The sequence below is a fragment of the Gordonia sp. 852002-50816_SCH5313054-c genome (genome assembly GCF_001665925.1).
GTDB classification, from domain to species: Bacteria; Actinomycetota; Actinomycetes; order Mycobacteriales; family Mycobacteriaceae; genus Gordonia; species Gordonia jacobaea.
On record NZ_LZTE01000050.1, the window covers coordinates 1 to 15315 of the forward strand.

Annotated in this window: 14 protein-coding genes; 7 read left to right on the plus strand and 7 right to left on the minus strand. The window is 67.0% G+C overall.

Annotated elements, in window-relative coordinates; translation table 11 throughout:
- Positions 1 to 165 precede the first annotated feature (165 nt).
- Positions 166 to 828, plus strand: coding sequence for a class I SAM-dependent methyltransferase (locus tag A5788_RS11595; RefSeq protein ID WP_064866783.1), 663 nt, complete (start codon positions 166 to 168; stop codon positions 826 to 828).
- A gap of 9 nt (positions 829 to 837) precedes the next feature.
- Here the strand turns inward: A5788_RS11595 and A5788_RS11600 are convergent, their stop codons facing one another.
- The 4 genes from A5788_RS11600 to dhaK all read right to left on the minus strand — a co-directional run bounded on the left by A5788_RS11600 (position 838) and on the right by dhaK (position 6013).
- Positions 838 to 1800 (minus strand): aldo/keto reductase, encoded by a 963-nt coding sequence (locus tag A5788_RS11600; protein WP_064866781.1) that lies wholly within the window; start codon positions 1798 to 1800, stop codon positions 838 to 840.
- A gap of 83 nt (positions 1801 to 1883) precedes the next feature.
- Positions 1884 to 4367 (minus strand): phosphoenolpyruvate--protein phosphotransferase, encoded by a 2484-nt coding sequence (gene ptsP / locus A5788_RS11605; RefSeq protein WP_064868404.1) that lies wholly within the window; start codon positions 4365 to 4367, stop codon positions 1884 to 1886.
- On the minus strand, positions 4364 to 5008 hold the full coding sequence (dhaL, locus tag A5788_RS11610; RefSeq protein WP_064866777.1) for a dihydroxyacetone kinase subunit DhaL: 645 nt from the start codon (positions 5006 to 5008) through the stop codon (positions 4364 to 4366). The genes ptsP and dhaL overlap by 4 nt, the downstream gene beginning before the upstream one ends.
- Positions 5009 to 5023: 15 nt before the next feature.
- Positions 5024 to 6013 carry a dihydroxyacetone kinase subunit DhaK gene (gene dhaK, locus A5788_RS11615; protein WP_049699241.1) on the minus strand — a complete coding sequence of 330 codons (990 nt, stop codon included), beginning with the start codon at positions 6011 to 6013 and terminating at the stop codon, positions 5024 to 5026.
- Between the two features lie 173 nt (positions 6014 to 6186).
- On the opposite strand from dhaK, the gene A5788_RS11620 reads away from it, so the two are divergent.
- The 5 genes from A5788_RS11620 to A5788_RS11640 all read left to right on the plus strand — a co-directional run bounded on the left by A5788_RS11620 (position 6187) and on the right by A5788_RS11640 (position 13069).
- Positions 6187 to 6993 carry an IclR family transcriptional regulator gene (locus A5788_RS11620; RefSeq protein ID WP_064866776.1) on the plus strand — a complete coding sequence of 269 codons (807 nt, stop codon included), beginning with the start codon at positions 6187 to 6189 and terminating at the stop codon, positions 6991 to 6993.
- 54 nt (positions 6994 to 7047) lie between these two features.
- Complete coding sequence (gene dinB / locus A5788_RS11625) at positions 7048 to 8310, plus strand: DNA polymerase IV (RefSeq protein ID WP_064866774.1); 1263 nt, start codon at positions 7048 to 7050, stop codon at positions 8308 to 8310.
- Positions 8311 to 8467: 157 nt separating this feature from the next.
- Positions 8468 to 10888 (plus strand): phosphoketolase family protein, encoded by a 2421-nt coding sequence (locus tag A5788_RS11630; RefSeq protein WP_049699247.1) that lies wholly within the window; start codon positions 8468 to 8470, stop codon positions 10886 to 10888.
- A gap of 127 nt (positions 10889 to 11015) precedes the next feature.
- Entirely contained in the window at positions 11016 to 12317 is a 1302-nt protein-coding gene (locus A5788_RS11635) for a TrpB-like pyridoxal phosphate-dependent enzyme (RefSeq protein WP_064866772.1), read from the plus strand.
- A 2-nt stretch (positions 12318 to 12319) separates the two neighbouring features.
- Positions 12320 to 13069 (plus strand): DUF429 domain-containing protein, encoded by a 750-nt coding sequence (locus tag A5788_RS11640; RefSeq protein WP_064866770.1) that lies wholly within the window; start codon positions 12320 to 12322, stop codon positions 13067 to 13069.
- 115 nt (positions 13070 to 13184) lie between these two features.
- Here the strand turns inward: A5788_RS11640 and A5788_RS11645 are convergent, their stop codons facing one another.
- Both A5788_RS11645 and A5788_RS11650 read right to left on the minus strand, forming a co-directional pair.
- Positions 13185 to 13523 (minus strand): DUF202 domain-containing protein, encoded by a 339-nt coding sequence (locus A5788_RS11645; protein ID WP_064866768.1) that lies wholly within the window; start codon positions 13521 to 13523, stop codon positions 13185 to 13187.
- Positions 13520 to 13894, minus strand: a complete 375-nt coding sequence (locus tag A5788_RS11650) for a YidH family protein (RefSeq protein ID WP_049699251.1) — start codon at positions 13892 to 13894, stop codon at positions 13520 to 13522. The genes A5788_RS11645 and A5788_RS11650 overlap by 4 nt, the downstream gene beginning before the upstream one ends.
- 9 nt (positions 13895 to 13903) lie before the next feature.
- Here A5788_RS11650 and A5788_RS11655 point away from each other — a divergent pair, with 9 nt between their 5' ends.
- The gene (locus A5788_RS11655) at positions 13904 to 14602 is read left to right on the plus strand and encodes an LURP-one-related/scramblase family protein (protein ID WP_231895467.1); all 699 of its coding nucleotides are present in this window, start codon (positions 13904 to 13906) and stop codon (positions 14600 to 14602) included.
- 21 nt (positions 14603 to 14623) lie between these two features.
- Here A5788_RS11655 and A5788_RS11660 read toward each other — a convergent pair.
- The coding region (locus tag A5788_RS11660; RefSeq protein WP_197502761.1) for a TerD family protein at positions 14624 to 15315 on the minus strand (692 nt) is incomplete at its 5' end.

Sequence of the window (15315 nt, forward strand, 5' to 3'; positions counted from 1 at the left end):
TGTCGAGACCACCCCGCTGGTCGAGCGCCCACCCCGCTGGTCGAGCTTGTCGAGCGCCCACCCCGCTGGTCGAGCCCACCCCGCTGGTCGAGCCTGTCGAGACCACTTCTTGCCTCCGGCGCAACGCTGCTCGACGCCGCGCGGCGGCCGTGCCACGCTCGACGCATGAGCACTGCACACGGTCAGCAGAACACAGGCGACCAGAACCCGCACACGGCGGCCGAGTGGGACGCGAGGTACGCCGACACCGAGCGCCTCTGGACGTCGAACGTGAATCCCTCCTTGATCGCGGAGGCCTCCGACCTCGCGCCGGGCACCGCGCTCGACGTCGGAAGTGGTGAAGGCGCCGATGCCCGTTGGCTCGCCGAGCGCGGCTGGCAGGTCACTGCGATCGACATCTCGCAGGTCGCCGTCGACCGCGCCCGGGGGAGCTTCCCCGGACCCGAGATCACCTGGCTGCAAGCAGATCTCGTCGTCGACGACGTCCCGGGTCGCGACTTCGGGCTTGTCGCGGCGCACTACTTCCCCATCCTCGCCGAAAACCGTGCGGTGGCACAGAAACTCGTCGACGCTGTCGGGCCGGGCGGCTCACTGCTGGTGGTGGCACACGCGCCAGAAGGTGTGCGCGCGCACGGATTCGACCCCGCCGACTACGTGCAACCGGACGACATCGCGACCCTGCTCGAGGGCCGGTCCACGGACGGTGAATCCAACGAAGGCGACTGGGAGATCCTCACCCATGAGACTCGTCCGCGCGGCATCCCCGCGGGCGGCGGGCACCACATCGACGACGTGGTGCTGCATGCGCGCAGGTTGCCAGCCCGATAGCAGTCAGCGCTAGCTCCAGTCGCGCTGCGACCGCTTCGACCAGTAGTCGGCGGGCGGCTCGGGCAGCGCGACGAGTTCCGCGAGGACTGCGGGTTCGAGTGTCACGGTGTTCGCGGCGACGTTGCTGTCGACCTGCTCGACGCTCACCGCACCCGACAACACGTATGCGGCCCACGGCTGGGCCAGCGCGGCCGCCAACGCGACCTGGTCGGCGGGCACATCCAGTTCGGCCGCAACACGGTCGACGGCGCGTCGGGCGTCGGAATCGTCGTCGACGCCGGGCGCCAACCGACCGTTGGCCATGCCCTCCTTCACGACCACCGACAGGCCCGCCTCCGCGGCCTCCGCCAGCGCTGGTCCCACCGACGTCTCCAGCAGATTCCACGTCGACTGGACGACCCTGAAGAGCGGCGCCCCACCGATCTCGATCGAGATCGCTTGTCGCACAACGCCGGCCTGCGACGGACCCGACGTCGAGAAGCCGATGCGGTAGCCGTCGTCGCGCACTCGGGCGAGAGCGTCGAGCAGTGCGGGGTTGCTCAGTGCCGGGCTGTCGGGTGTCAGTGAGTGGATCTGGTAGATGGAGAGTGCTTCGCCGAGTATCGAATGGCTCGCCGTCCACTGGTCGACGAACTCGCCGAGACTGTGGTCCTTCACCTCGTGGACCGCGGCGTCGAGTTCCCATTCGCCGACGTAGCGGTAACCCCACTTCGAGGCGACGACCACGTCGTCGACGTCGGGTCGATCACTCAACCAGTCCGCGAGGAACTGCTCCGACAATCCGTACGACCGCGCGCAGTCGAGGTAGCGCACCCCGTCGGCGTAGGCGGCGTCGAGCACTGCGTACGTGCGCGCACGCATGTCCTCGATGCTGCGCTCGTCGCCGAGGTCGTAGTCTCGGCCCGTCGTGATGTATGCCGGACGGCCGACGGCTGCCAGGCCCAGTCCGATTGTGGCACTTGGTGTTGTCACTTCTCGACCTCGTAAACCCCGTCGACGGTGTTCGCTCGCGTGATGACCTGCATGCGTTCGAGTCTATCGAGCGACGCTGCTCACTAGGTGAGCGCCGCGCGCACCGAGGCAGCAGTGTCGGCTTCGAGGCACCGTTCGACGAGCCTGGGGTTGGTCGTGACATCGATACCACGTACTGCCTGTTTGATCGGAGGTACGGCGCGGGGAGCGACGCTCAACTCGCGAACCCCAAGCGCAACAAGGAGATCGGTTGCCGTCTCGTCGGCTGCCAACTCTCCGCAGACCGCTACGAGACGGTCGGGTCCGGCACCGCGGCAGACCCTGTTGATCAGTGTGACGACTGCGGGATCGAGTGGATCGGCAAGCGCTGCAACGGAAGTGTTGCCGCGTTCTGCGGCCAACGTGTACTGCGTGAGGTCGTTGGTACCGATACTGAAGAAGTTGACGTGCGGCGCGAAGGCGGCGGTCTTGAGGGCTGCTGCGGGGACCTCGATCATGATTCCCACCTCGAGTCCCGCCGGTTCACCACGTCCGACGGAAGTGATCGCGGCGTCGAGATGCTCTCGAGCAGTAAGTAACTCGTCGACGGTGGTCACCATCGGGAACATGACGCTGATCGGGGTCTGGTGCGCGACAGTGACGATGGCTCGGAGCTGGTCGTCGAAGAGGGTCTTCTCCGCCAGTGCGAGGCGGAGCCCACGAAGACCGAGGAAGGGGTTCTCTTCGGCGGGTTGCGGTGCGAACCGTAGTGGTTTGTCGCCTCCGACATCGAGTGTGCGCAGTGTGATGCGTTGGCCGCCAAGGGCATCGGCCATCGCGAGGTAGGTGTCGATCTGCTCGTCGACGGAGGGTGGCTGCGCACGGTCGAGGTAGAGGAATTCGGTACGGACCAATCCTGAACCGTCCGCGCCGCTTTCGGCGGCGGCGCGTGCATCCTCGACGGAACCGAGGTTGGCTGCCACCAGTATTCGCGTGCCGTCGGCGGTGCTCGCGGACTCGTGCGCCGATGCCCGGGCGAGTTCTCCGCGCTCTGCGGCACGCGACGCCTCGCCGCGTAGCCGTTCGAGGGTCTGACTGTCAGGGTCGACGATGATCTCGCCGGTCGATCCGTCGAGGGCGACGGTGACACCGGGTTCGGTGGCCAAGACGTCGGGGCCCGCCGCGACGACTGCGGGGATACCTCGCGCGCGGGCGAGGATTGCGGCGTGACTGGTTGGGCTCCCGCCCGCGAGGATGACGCCTGCGACCTTCTCGGCGTCGAGGACGGCCGCCTGTGCCGGCAGCAGATCGTCGACGACGAGGACGCCGGTGCCATCGATAGTCGCGTCCGGAATGCCGGCCAGCTTGCGCAGTACCTGCTGCCCGACCGCGTGCACGTCGACGGCGCGTTCGCGCAGGTAGGGATCGTCGACGGCGCGCCATTCGTTTTCGACGGCCGCCACTGCCTCCGCCCACGCGCGCGATGCGGGCACGCCGGACTCGATGCGCTCGAGGGCTGCGGCCACGAGATCCGGATCGTCGAGCATCACCAGGTGGGCGTCGAAGATGGCGGCGTCGGCGGGGCTGTGCTGTGCCGTCGTGGCGCGGAGGCTCTCGATGTCGGCGCGTACAGCGTCGAGGGCGTCGCGCAGTCTGGCGGACTGGGCGTCGGCGGAGTCGAACTGTTCGTCCGGGGGCTCGACGTCGACGACCGCGGGAGTGAACACCGGACCGATCGCGATCCCGGGCGACGCGGGCAGGGCGGGGTGGTCTCGACAAGCTCGACCAGCGGTAGGGGCGGCTCGACCGGCGGGAGTTGACGCTCGACCAGCATAGGGGACAGCTCGACCTGCGGAAGAGGCGGGGGCTTCCTCCTCGCCAAAGCGGTTGCGCGCCAGCGCGGTCAGATGCTCGACGGCGGCCTGTGCGTCTGGGCCGCTCGCGCCGATCTCGAGGTGCTGGCCGCACCGCACGGCGAGGCCGGCGACCTGCGACAGGCTCCTCGCCGACGCTGGACCGGCGCCGGTGTCGAGGTTGCGCAGCGTGACCTCGGCGTCGAATTGCCCTGCCTCCGTGACCAATCGGGCGGCGGGTCGGGCGTGGAGGCCATGCGGGTTCTCGACCTCGACGACGGCGGACTCACCGCCTGGCGACATATCCTCACCACTCGCCGGCAGATCCTCGACGCCCAGCGCCGATCGCTTCGGCGTCAGCGCCTGCCCCGCCTCGGCAGCGACGTCGGAGGGTGAAGCCCCAGAGGCGGCGGTCACGGCCGCGGCCATGAGTCCCTCCACCAGTGGTGCCGCAGACAGCATGGTGCGCTCGCGGACCTCCGGATCGATCAGTTCGAGCGCGAGTTCGGCTGACAGAACAGCACTTCCGAGATCCATCAACACCACGACGCCCTGGCCGTCGTCCGCCTTCTCGATCGCGTCGACGATGGCCGTGGCGTCGGTGCCGAAGGTCTCGGCGTCGAGTCCTGCGGCGACGGCGATGCGCGTCGTCGATCCGTGGAGCATCTCCGATGCCAGTGCCACCGCGGCGTCGGCAAGCGCTCTGCTGTGGGAGACGACCACCAGCCCGGTCATGGCGTGCCGGCCGCGTTCACGGCTTCGGCGAGTGCGTCGACGAGCATCGTCGCGCTCGTCGCTCCCGGATCCTGATGTCCGACGCTGCGCTCTCCGAGATACGACGCACGACCCTTGCGGGCCACCATGTCGACGGTCGAGTCGCGTCCGGCAGCGGCAGCGTCGGCGGCGACCTGCAGTGCTTTCGGCAGTGCTGCGCCGTCGGCGAGCGCGGCGTCGAGGGCGTCGCAAGCGGGGTTGAGTGCGTCGAACATGGTCTTGTCGCCAGCCTGTGCGTGCCCGCGGTCGACCACACCGGCGAGCCCCGCACGCAGGGCCGCGGCGAGTGTTGCGTCGTCGATCTCCGTGCTGTCGCCGATGGCGCCCGCCATCCGCAGCAGCAGGGTGCCGTACAGCGGGCCGCTGGCTCCGCCTACCTTGCTGACGAGTGTCATGCCGGCCTTCTTCAATAGCGGTCCCGGCAGGTCCGGACTGTCGGCGAGTCCGTCGACGACGGCGGTCATGCCGCGTTCCATGTTCGATCCGTGGTCGGCGTCGCCGATCGCGGCGTCGAGTTGGGTCAGTTCGTCGACGTTGGCCACTACGTCGCTGGTGAACAGACGGAGCCAGGTCGCGATGGTGTCAGTGGTGATGGTTGTCATGACGTGCCCTTTCGATCAAGCCCAGTGCAGGTTCGGTGTGTCGACCGGAGCGTCCCACAGTTCGGTGAGCTCGTCGTCGAGTCGCAGCAGCGAGACCGAACAGCCCGCCATGTCGAGGCTGGTGACGTAGTTGCCGACGAGGGTGCGCGTTGCCGTGATGCCTGCGGCGTCGAGGAGTCGTGAGAACTCGGCGCACATCAGATAGAGCTCGATCAGGGGTGTCCCACCGAGGCCGTTGACCAGCAGGACTACCCCGTTCTCACCGACGGTGAAGTCGAGGTCTGCGAGAACCGGATCGATCAGCATCTGCGCCATCTCGTTCGCCGAAGGCAGTTCGACGCGTTTGCGGCCCGGTTCGCCGTGGATGCCGACGCCGAGTTCGATCTGATTCTCGGGCAGATCGAACGTCGGGTGACCGACCGCGGGGACCGTGCAGGAGGTGAGGGCGAGGCCCATGGTGCGCGCGTTGTCATCTGTCTTGCGTGCCAGTCGGGCGACTTCGGCGAGGTCGGCGCCGCGCTCGGCGACCGCCCCGGCGATCTTCTCGACGAAGACCGTGCCCGCGACACCGCGTCGACCGACGGTGAAGCTGCTGTCGGTGACCGCAACGTCGTCGTCGACGATGACAGACACCACCTCGACGTCGGCAAGCTCTGCGGCCATCTCGAAGTTCATCACGTCGCCGCTGTAGTTCTTCACGATGTGCAACACGCCAACCCCACCGTCGACACCGCTGGTGGCGGCCAGGATCTGGTCGGGAACGGGCGATGTGAAGACCTCGCCGCAGGCGGCGGCGTCGAGCATGCCCGGACCGACGAAGCCGCCGTGCAGTGGCTCGTGTCCGCTCCCTCCGCCGGAGACCAACCCGACCTTTCCTCTGCGCGGTCCCTCGGCGCGGAAGATCACCCTGTTCTCGTGGTCGACGCGCAGTCGGGGATGCGCGGCCGCAACCCCGCGCAGTGCGTCGGCCAGCACATCGGCCGGCTCGTTGATGAATTTCTTCATGAGCCACAACTCCTACGGGGGCGTGCGGTGACGCCGATTGATTCATTCGGCATTATCGAATGAAACGTCACACTACGCCACACAAGATGTGACGGGCAATACTTTTCACAGATGGAACCGAGGAGATCTCGCCTCGAGCAGATGGCTGAAGCGATTGCTGCGAGAATGTCGGGATGATTCAGTCCGTAGACCGCGCGCTCCGCGTGCTCACGGTGCTTGCGGGCGACCACAGGATGAGTCTCGGACAGATCGCCGAGAGGCTCGAGCTGCCGCCGTCGACCGTCCACGGCATCGTCCGCACGCTGCTCGCCCACCGGATGGTCGTGCAGGAGCGCGACTCGGGTCGCTACCGCCTCGGACCTGCGGTTCTCACCTTCGGCAACGTCTACCTCGACAGCCTCGAAATGCGCGCGCGGATCGCTCCGTGGGCCGAGGATCTCGCACGACGCAGCGGACTCGCGGTCCGCACCGCGGTGATGCTCATCGACGACGTCGTGGTGGTCCATCACCAGCCAAGGCTCGACGGTTCGCGGCAGATGCCCGAGGTCGGAATCGTCATCCCCGCGCATGCGTCGGCGCTGGGCAAGGCCATCATGGCGTTCGACGCCAAGCTGACCGACGACATTCTCGGCGCCGACCTGCGTGACATGACCGGCTCGACCCTCACCGACCCGGCGGCCCTGCGCGCGACGCTCGCCGATGTGCGCGCGACCGGTCTCGCCGAGTCAGTCGAAGAGGCTGTGCTCGGAGAGTGCGAACTCGCAGCCGTCTTGACCGATCGGATGGGCGGTCCGATCGGAGCTGTCGGCGTCGTCGCCGACGTCGAGCAGTGGCCACTCGAGTCGTCGGTCGCGTCCATGCTGCGTGACGTCGCCCGCAACACCTCGCGCGAGCTGGGCGCTGCCACCTGGCCTCCCGCGGTTCAGGACGACCGCGCCACCGACAAGGACGCGTGGCGGCGGAGGTCTCGCACGGGTTGATCGTCACCGGTCTGGCGTAGAGAAAAGTCAGACCCGCATGCGAACATGTGTTCTATGCGGATCGAGCGACGCGAGCGGCACGAGGCGTCGATACTGCACGCCGATCTCGACTCGTTCTATGCGTCGGTCGAGCAGCGCGACAACCCGGCGCTACGTGGCCGGCCGGTGCTTGTCGGTGGGGGTGTCGTGCTCGCCGCAAGCTACGAGGCCAAGGCGTTCGGCGTGCGGTCGCCGATGCCGGGCCACGAGGCGCGGGCGCTGTGCCCGCGCGCGATCGTGGTGCCGCCGCGCTTCGACGCCTACGTCGAGGCCAGCCGCGCGGTCTTCGAGATCTTCCACGACACCACGCCCATCGTCGAGGGCATCTCGGTCGACGAGGCGTTCCTCGACGTCGCGGGCCTGCGCCGGGTGTCGGGAACGCCGGTCGAGATCGCGGAGCGTCTGCGTACACGCGTCCGCGCCGAGGTGGGACTGCCGATCACCGTGGGTCTTGCGCGCACCAAATTCCTCGCGAAGGTTGCCAGCGCCGTCGGCAAACCGGACGGGCTGCTCGAAGTGGCACCGGGAACCGAGATCGCGTTCTTGCACCCGCTGCCGGTTCGGAGGCTGTGGGGCGTCGGACCGGTGACCGAGGCCAAACTCCACGACGCGGGCGTCACCACGGTCGGCGGGATCGCCCGGCTCGGCGAGCGTTCGCTCAAGCACATCGTCGGGCCGGGCTCTGCGCGTCACCTCTTCGCGCTGTCGATGGCCACCGATCCGCGTCGTGTCGAGACCGGGCGTCGACGCTCGTCGATCGGTTCGCAACGAGCGCTCGGTCGCCGACCGAAGAGCGAAGCCGACCTCGAAGCGACCGTCGTCGCGATCGTCGAACGCCTCGGACGTCGCCTCCGCAATGCCGAACGAGTCTGTCGCACAGTCGTATTGCGTCTCCGATTCGACGACTTCTCGCGTGCAACCCGATCGCGGACACTCTCCGACGTCACCGATCGCACCGACGTGATCATGTCGTCGGCGCGTGGATTGCTCGACGACGCCCTGCCCGTGATCCGCGACCGTGGCTGCACGTTGATCGGGTTGTCGCTCACCGGACTCGACGAGCGTGACTCGATACAGCTGACACTGCCCTTCGATCAACCCGACCCCGCCGACCGCCGGGTGCGCGCTGTCGGGGCGTCGAGTCCACTCAGCGGTCGGGGCGCTCACCTCGACACCGCGATGGACGATCTGAGAACGCGATTCGGCCGCGACGCCGTCACCCGCGGCGTACTCCTGGGGCGCCACCACGGCGACGACGCCCCGATGCTTCCGGACTGAGTGGCGGCTTTGCACCTCGGAAACGGCCCGCTGGGTAACACCTTGGGCGAATTTACGGTGAAGAGCCGCGCGCGCGGCTTGGTGTCCGCGTAGAACTGATGGAAGGGGGAATGGATAAGAGCACCATCAGGAGTCGACGAGTTCGAAGGGAACCCGCATGACCGAGGTCTCCACCCAACAGCGCGCGTACGAGCAGGCGGATCTTGACGCCGACCTGCGATGGTGGGCGGCGGCGAATTACCTCACCGTCGCCCAGATTTATCTGCAAGACAATGTCTTGCTGCGCGAACCACTTTCGCGCGACCACATCAAGCCTCGGCTGCTCGGCCACTGGGGAACCAGCCCGGGACTCTCGGCGATCTACACGGTGCTGAATCGGATCATCAAGGAGTCCGACAGTTCGTGGCTGTACATCACCGGCCCCGGACATGGCGGCCCGGCGCTTGTCGCGAACACCTACCTCGAAGGCACCTACACCGAGGTCTACCCGAAGATCTCTCTCGACGCCGACGGCGTGAAGCGTCTCTGCCGTCAGTTCTCGACGCCCGGCGGCATCCCCAGTCACGTGAGCGTGCAGACCCCGGGAAGTATCCACGAGGGCGGCGAGCTCGGATATGCACTGGTACACGCAGCCGGCGCGGCCTACGACAACCCCGACCTGACCGTCGCATGTGTCATCGGCGACGGTGAGGCCGAGACCGGCCCGCTGTCGGGATCATGGAAGATTCCCGCCTTCCTCAACGCCGCGCGCGACGGCGCCGTGCTGCCGATCCTGCACCTCAATGGAGCGAAGATCGCAGGTCCGACGGTCCTCGGCCGCAGTACCGATGCCGAGGTGACCGACTATCTACGCGGTCAGGGCTGGATTCCGACGTTCGTCGAGGGCGACGATCCGGCTCAGGTGTTCTCCGATCTGCGTGCAGCGATCGTGGAGGCCCGTCGTCGGATCGGTGAGATCCAGTCCGAGGCCCGCGCCGACGGCGCCGGGTCGACGCTGCCCGACACCCACTGGCCCGCAATCGTATTGCGCACACCAAAGGGCTGGACCGGACCGAAAGAGGTCGACGGCAAGAAGATCGAGGGCACGCACTGGGCGCATCAGGTGCCGCTGTCGGGTGTGCGGGAGAACCCCGAGCACCTCGCGATCCTCGAGGAGTGGCTGAAGTCGTACAAGCCGGAGGAGATCTTCGACGACAACGGCGCCATCGTCGAATCGATTGCCTCGCTTGCACCTGTGGGTGATCTCCGGATGGGTGCGACGCCGTATGCCAACGGCGGACGGTTGCTCTCGCCGCTGCGACTGCCACCGATCGAGCAGTACGCGCTCGACATCCCCGAACCGGGCGACGTCTCGTTCGAAACGACCCGTGTTCTCGGCGAGTTCATGCGCGACATCTACACGCAGAACTCCGACGCCGACGGAGGAGGCACCTTCCGACTCTTCTGCCCGGACGAGACGTCGAGTAATCGACTCGGAGCGGTCTTCGAGGTCACCGACCGCGCGTGGCAGCTTCCGGTCACCGAATACGACGACAACCTCTCGCCGTCGGGTCGTGTGATGGAGGTGCTCAGCGAGCACCTGTGCCAGGGCTGGCTCGAGGGCTACACGTTGACCGGTCGGCACGGTGTGTTCGCGACCTACGAGGCGTTCGCGATGGTGAGCGCATCGATGGTGGTGCAGCACACCAAGTGGTTGCAGCACGCGGCGACGCTCCCGTGGCGTGAGCCCGTCGCGTCGCTCAACATCCTGCTGACGTCGACGTGCTGGCGAAACGACCACAACGGGTTCTCTCACCAGGGCCCTGGACTGATCGACCTCGTGCTTCCACTCTCGCCCGAGGTGGTCCGCGTGTGGCTGCCGCCGGACTCGAACTCGCTGCTGTCGATCTCGGATCACTGCTTCCGCAGCCGCGATCACGTCAACCTGATCGTCGTCGACAAGCAGCCGCATCTGCAGTACCTCTCGCTGGAGGAGGCCAACAAGCAGGCCGCCGCCGGAGCGTCGATCTGGGATTGGGCAGGCACCGAGAATGTCGAGGGCGAGCTACCCGACATCGTGCTCGCCAGCGCGGGCGACGTTCCGACGCAGGAGATCCTCGCCGCCGCGCAGTTGCTGCGCGAATGGGTGCCGTATCTGCGTGTGCGCGTGGTGAACGTGATGGACCTGATGGTGCTGCTGCCGCAGAACGATCACCCGCACGGACTCTCCGACGACAAGTTCAACGAGCTGTTCACGCGCGACGTCGACGTGGTGTTCGGCTTCCACGGCTACCCGCGCGCGATCCACCAGTTGGTGCACGGGCGTACCCATCCGGGACGCTTCCACGTGCGCGGCTTCTCCGAACAGGGCACGACCACAACACCGTTCGACATGGTGGTGCTCAACAAGATGAGCCGCTACCACCTGGTGATCGAGGCGCTGCGTCGAGCACGCCGCGCGCCCGAGAAGGCCGAGGAGCTGGTGGCGTACTGCAACAACCAGCTCGCCCGCCACCACGACTACGTCCGCGAGCACTTCGAGGACCTCCCCGAGGTGCGCGACTGGAAGTGGTCATCCCCGAGCGGCTCACGGGACTAGGCGCGCCCGACGTCGGGTGGTCGCGCCACCCGACGTCGAGCAGCCGTGCGCGGGCCCAACCACCCGGCCCGACGCCGAGCGCCGACATCGCCCGCGGCGCGGCCCGCACGCGGACTAGAGTGTCCGCATGACGATGCACGTGGACGCAAGCAACCCGGACCTCATCACCGTGGACGTGCCGACGCACTGGTACAACCTTGCGGCCGAGCTCTCCGAGCCGATCCCGCCGCATCTGCATCCGGGCACGAAGGAGCCGGTCGGGCCCGACGATCTCGTCGCGCTCTTCCCGAGCGGACTGATCGCGCAGGAGGTCTCGACGGAGCCGTACATCGAGATCCCCGAACCGGTGCGCGAGATCTACAAGATGTGGCGGCCGTCGCCGCTCATCCGTGCGCGACGCTTCGAGGAGTCGCTCAACACGGGCGCGCGAATCTACGTGAAGTACGAGGGAGTCAGCCCCGTCGGCTCGCACAAGACCAATTCCGCTGTTGCGCAGGCGTATTACAACAGCGTCGACGGCGTCCGGAAGCTCACCACCGAGACCGGAGCCGGCCAGTGGGGCAGTGCGCTCGCGTTCGCGGGTGCACAGTTCGGCATCGACGTCGAGGTCTGGCAGGTGCGCGCCTCCTACGAATCGAAGCCATACCGCGGTTACCTGATCCGCACATACGGCGGCACGATTCACTCGAGCCCGTCGACGCTGACCGAGTCGGGCCGCGCGATTCTCGCGAAGACCCCCGACACCACGGGCAGTCTCGGGATGGCCGTCAGTGAGGCCGTCGAGGTCGCAGCCAACGACCCCGACGCCAGGTACGCGCTCGGCAGCGTACTCAATCACGTTGTGCTGCACCAGAGTGTGATCGGTCAGGAGGCCGTCGAACAGCTCGTCGCCGTCGAACCCGGTGGTGCCGACGTCGTATTCGGTTGCGCGGGTGGCGGTTCCAATCTGGCTGGTCTCTCGTTCCCGTTCCTGCGCGAGAAGATCCACGGTCGGTCGAACCCGAGGGTGGTCGCCGCAGAACCCTCTGCGTGCCCGTCGATCACTCAGGGCGAGTACCGCTACGACCACGGCGACGTCGCGGGACTGACTCCACTTCTCAAGATGCACACTCTCGGAATGGATTTCGTGCCCGATCCCATCCATGCAGGCGGCCTGCGCTACCACGGTATGGCGCCCGCGCTGAGCCACACCGTCGAGCAGGGCCTGGTGCAGGGAGTGGCAATCGATCAGCACGACGCGTTCGCCGCCGGCGTGCAGTTCGCGCGCACGCAGGGCATCGTGCCCGCGCCCGAGTCGACACACGCCATCGCCGCGTGTGCCCAACACGTCGCCGACAACCCTGCCGAGCAGGTCGTCGTGATCGGTCTGTCGGGTCATGGTCAACTCGACCTTCCTGCCTACGCGGAGTTCCTCGACGGAAAGATCTGAGCGTGATCACCGCGGGCGTCGACCTCTCTGCCTCGCCCGCGTCGACCGCAGTCGCCGTCGTCGAATGGCGTGAACACGACGTCGAAGGTAGTGGGTATTCGGCTGTGCTAAGCGAATTGGTGACTCCCGCAGACGATTCGACGATCCGTGCGCTCGTCGACGGCGCGGATCGCTGCGGCATCGACTCGCCGTTCGGGTGGCCCGACGCCTTCGTCGAGTTCGTCAGCGCCCACCACCGGGGCGACACACCGAAGAAGTCGCAGCTCGACGACATCGCGTCACGTCGCCCCCTCGCATACCGACGCACCGATTCCTACCTCGTCGAGCACGGACTCGGGCGACCGCTCAGCGTATCCGCGGATCAGATCGCGCACGTAGCGTTTCGCTGCGCGGGTCTGCTTGCCGACCTCGCTGTGTCGGACCGGGTCGACGGCTGGGCCGTCGAGGCGTATCCCGCTGGCGCACTAAAACATTGGGGACTGACGTCGCGGGGATACAAGCGCTCGACGCGTCGTGCCGTGCTCGCCGGACTCGTCGACGACCTGCGAGCGGCGGCACCGTGGCTCGACCTCGGGTCACACTCTGCACTCATGGCCGTCAACGACAACGCCTTCGACGCCGTCGTCACCGCACTCATCGCCCGTGCGGCAAGTCTCGGGGGCACTGCGCTTCCGGACGAGGATGACGTACCGATCGCCCACCGCGAGGGCTGGATTCACGTTCCGACGGGCACGCTCGACGACCTGCGATAACCCGCGCGAGCGTCGTCGTATCTAGGTAGGAGCCCCGGTTGCGGTTGCCCACAGGCGCGGAATCCGAGCGTCTGGGCAACCGGAAGTTCGCGGCCGACTACTCCGTCGACCCTTCCTATACGAGCGCAGCGGTGAGAAGCACGACGATCGTCGTCAGCACCGCGACAGCCGTCGTCATGATGGCCGCTGTGTCCGAGCGGTGGAGCGGGGCGGAGTGCTCGCCGAGCACTCGCCGACGTCGACGTCCGATGACGGCAACCACGACGGAGGCGACGGCCGCGACGGCACACAGCGCATAAATCAGCGGCGTCGGAGACGAACTCGGTCGCAACACCTCGCGACCGGCGACGAGAAGACCGTTGACGAGAATCGCGAATGACGTTCTGCTCCAAGCGAGGTCGGTGCGCTGTGGTTGCAATCCGGCGCGCATCGCGGAGTCGGACCGGTCGCTCATGGTCGCGCGACGATCAGTGCTGTGATGACCGCTGCCGCTGCGATCACCGTCAATGCGACACCCAGCACTGCAATCAGCGAGCTTCTCGGCAGTGGCCGCTCGTGTCGGATCGCGTCGTCGTTCTGCTTCCACCGGATGAGGCCGCCCGCTGACACGACGATGGCGAGGAGTCCGAGAGCCAGTCCGAGTCCGTACCGAAACGCGGGGTGCGTCGGATCGGGCAGGAACTGCAACGCAGCGATCGCGGCGGCGAGGAGTCCGAGGGCCGTGCGTTGCCACGCGAGGAACGTGCGCTCATTTGCGAGCGTGAAGCGGTAATCGGGCTCGCGCGGTGGCGCGACGGATGACTCGTTCGTGGCGTTGTCGGGCACCTTCCCACTGTGGCTGATCGCGTCGGCCTACGCACACTCGACGCTCAGAAGCGCCCACTCGACACTCTCGAGCGCCCAGTCGACACTCTCGAGCGCCCAGTCGACAGTCTCGAGCGCCCACTCGACAGTCTCGAGCGCCCAGTCGACGCTCCGAAGCGCCCACTCGGGATTCTCGGGCGTCGCTATGGTGGGCGGTACGGCGGAAGAGGGTGCATCGTGTCGAGGCTGTACATCAAGCAGAAGGTCTTCTCGGTCGGCGAGAAGTTCACGGTGTTCGGCGAGTCCGAGCAACCGCGCTACTACGTGCAGGGCAGCTTCATGCGGGTGCCGAAGCGCTTCACCGTGACCGATGGAGCAGGCGCTCCGATCGCGGAGATCACGAAGACCGCGTTCAGTCTGTTGCCACGGTTCACGGTCGAGATGCAGGGCATCGAGGTCGCGACGATCCGCAAGGAGTTCAGCTTCAAGCCGAAGTACTTCATCGAGGGTGCTGCGCTGGATGTCTCCGGTGACTGGTGGGACATGAACTTCGACGTTTCGCGCAGTGGTCAGCGGGTCGCCAGTATTCGCAAGAAGTGGCTCAGCTGGGGCGACACCTACGAGGTCGACATCTTCGACGACGCGCTCGAAGCGATGATCATCTCGCTCGTCGTCGCCATCGACCGCGTTCGCGCCGACGCCGCCAGCTCATCGGCGGCAACGATGTGACCGCTGCGCGCCCGCGCAGCCCTACTCCAGGTAGCGGCCGAGGTATTTCTCCGCAGCCCGCGGGGTCTTGGCCTTGAAGCCGTCGCCGACGGCGCGCATCTTCCAGTCCCCGCCGCTGCGCGACATCACAGCCATGAGCACGCCGGTGAACGGCATACCGCCCTGCAGTGTGAAGCGCGCCAACTCGGCGCCGGTCGTGTCGTCGACGAGTCGGCAGAAGGCGTTGTCGATCGCCTCGAAGGTCTGCCCGCGGTACGACGTCACGATGAACGCGAGATTGTCGATTTGCGGTGGGATCGCCTGCAGGTTGACTCGGATCACCTCGTCGTCGCCCTCGCCCGCACCGGTCAGGTTGTCACCGGAGTGGACGATCGAGTTGTCCCGGCTCCGAAGATGGCCGAAGAAGACGGTCTCGGCGAGCGAACCGCGCGAGTACATCAACACCGATGCGTCGAGGTCGATGCTCTGCGACCCGCCGCCGAAGAAGCCACGCTGCTTGACCGGGTCCCATCCGAGTCCCATGCGGACCTGGGTGAGCGCGACGCCGCCATCCTTGCGCAACGTCACCTTCTGACCCTTGGCCAGGTTGACGCGCTTGTTCTTGGACAGGCTGATCTCGGCAGGCTGCTGCGGTGGGGCAGGCTGTCTGTCTCTTATACACATCTCCGAGCCCACGAGACCGATCAGTATCTCGTATGGCGTCTTGTGGTTGG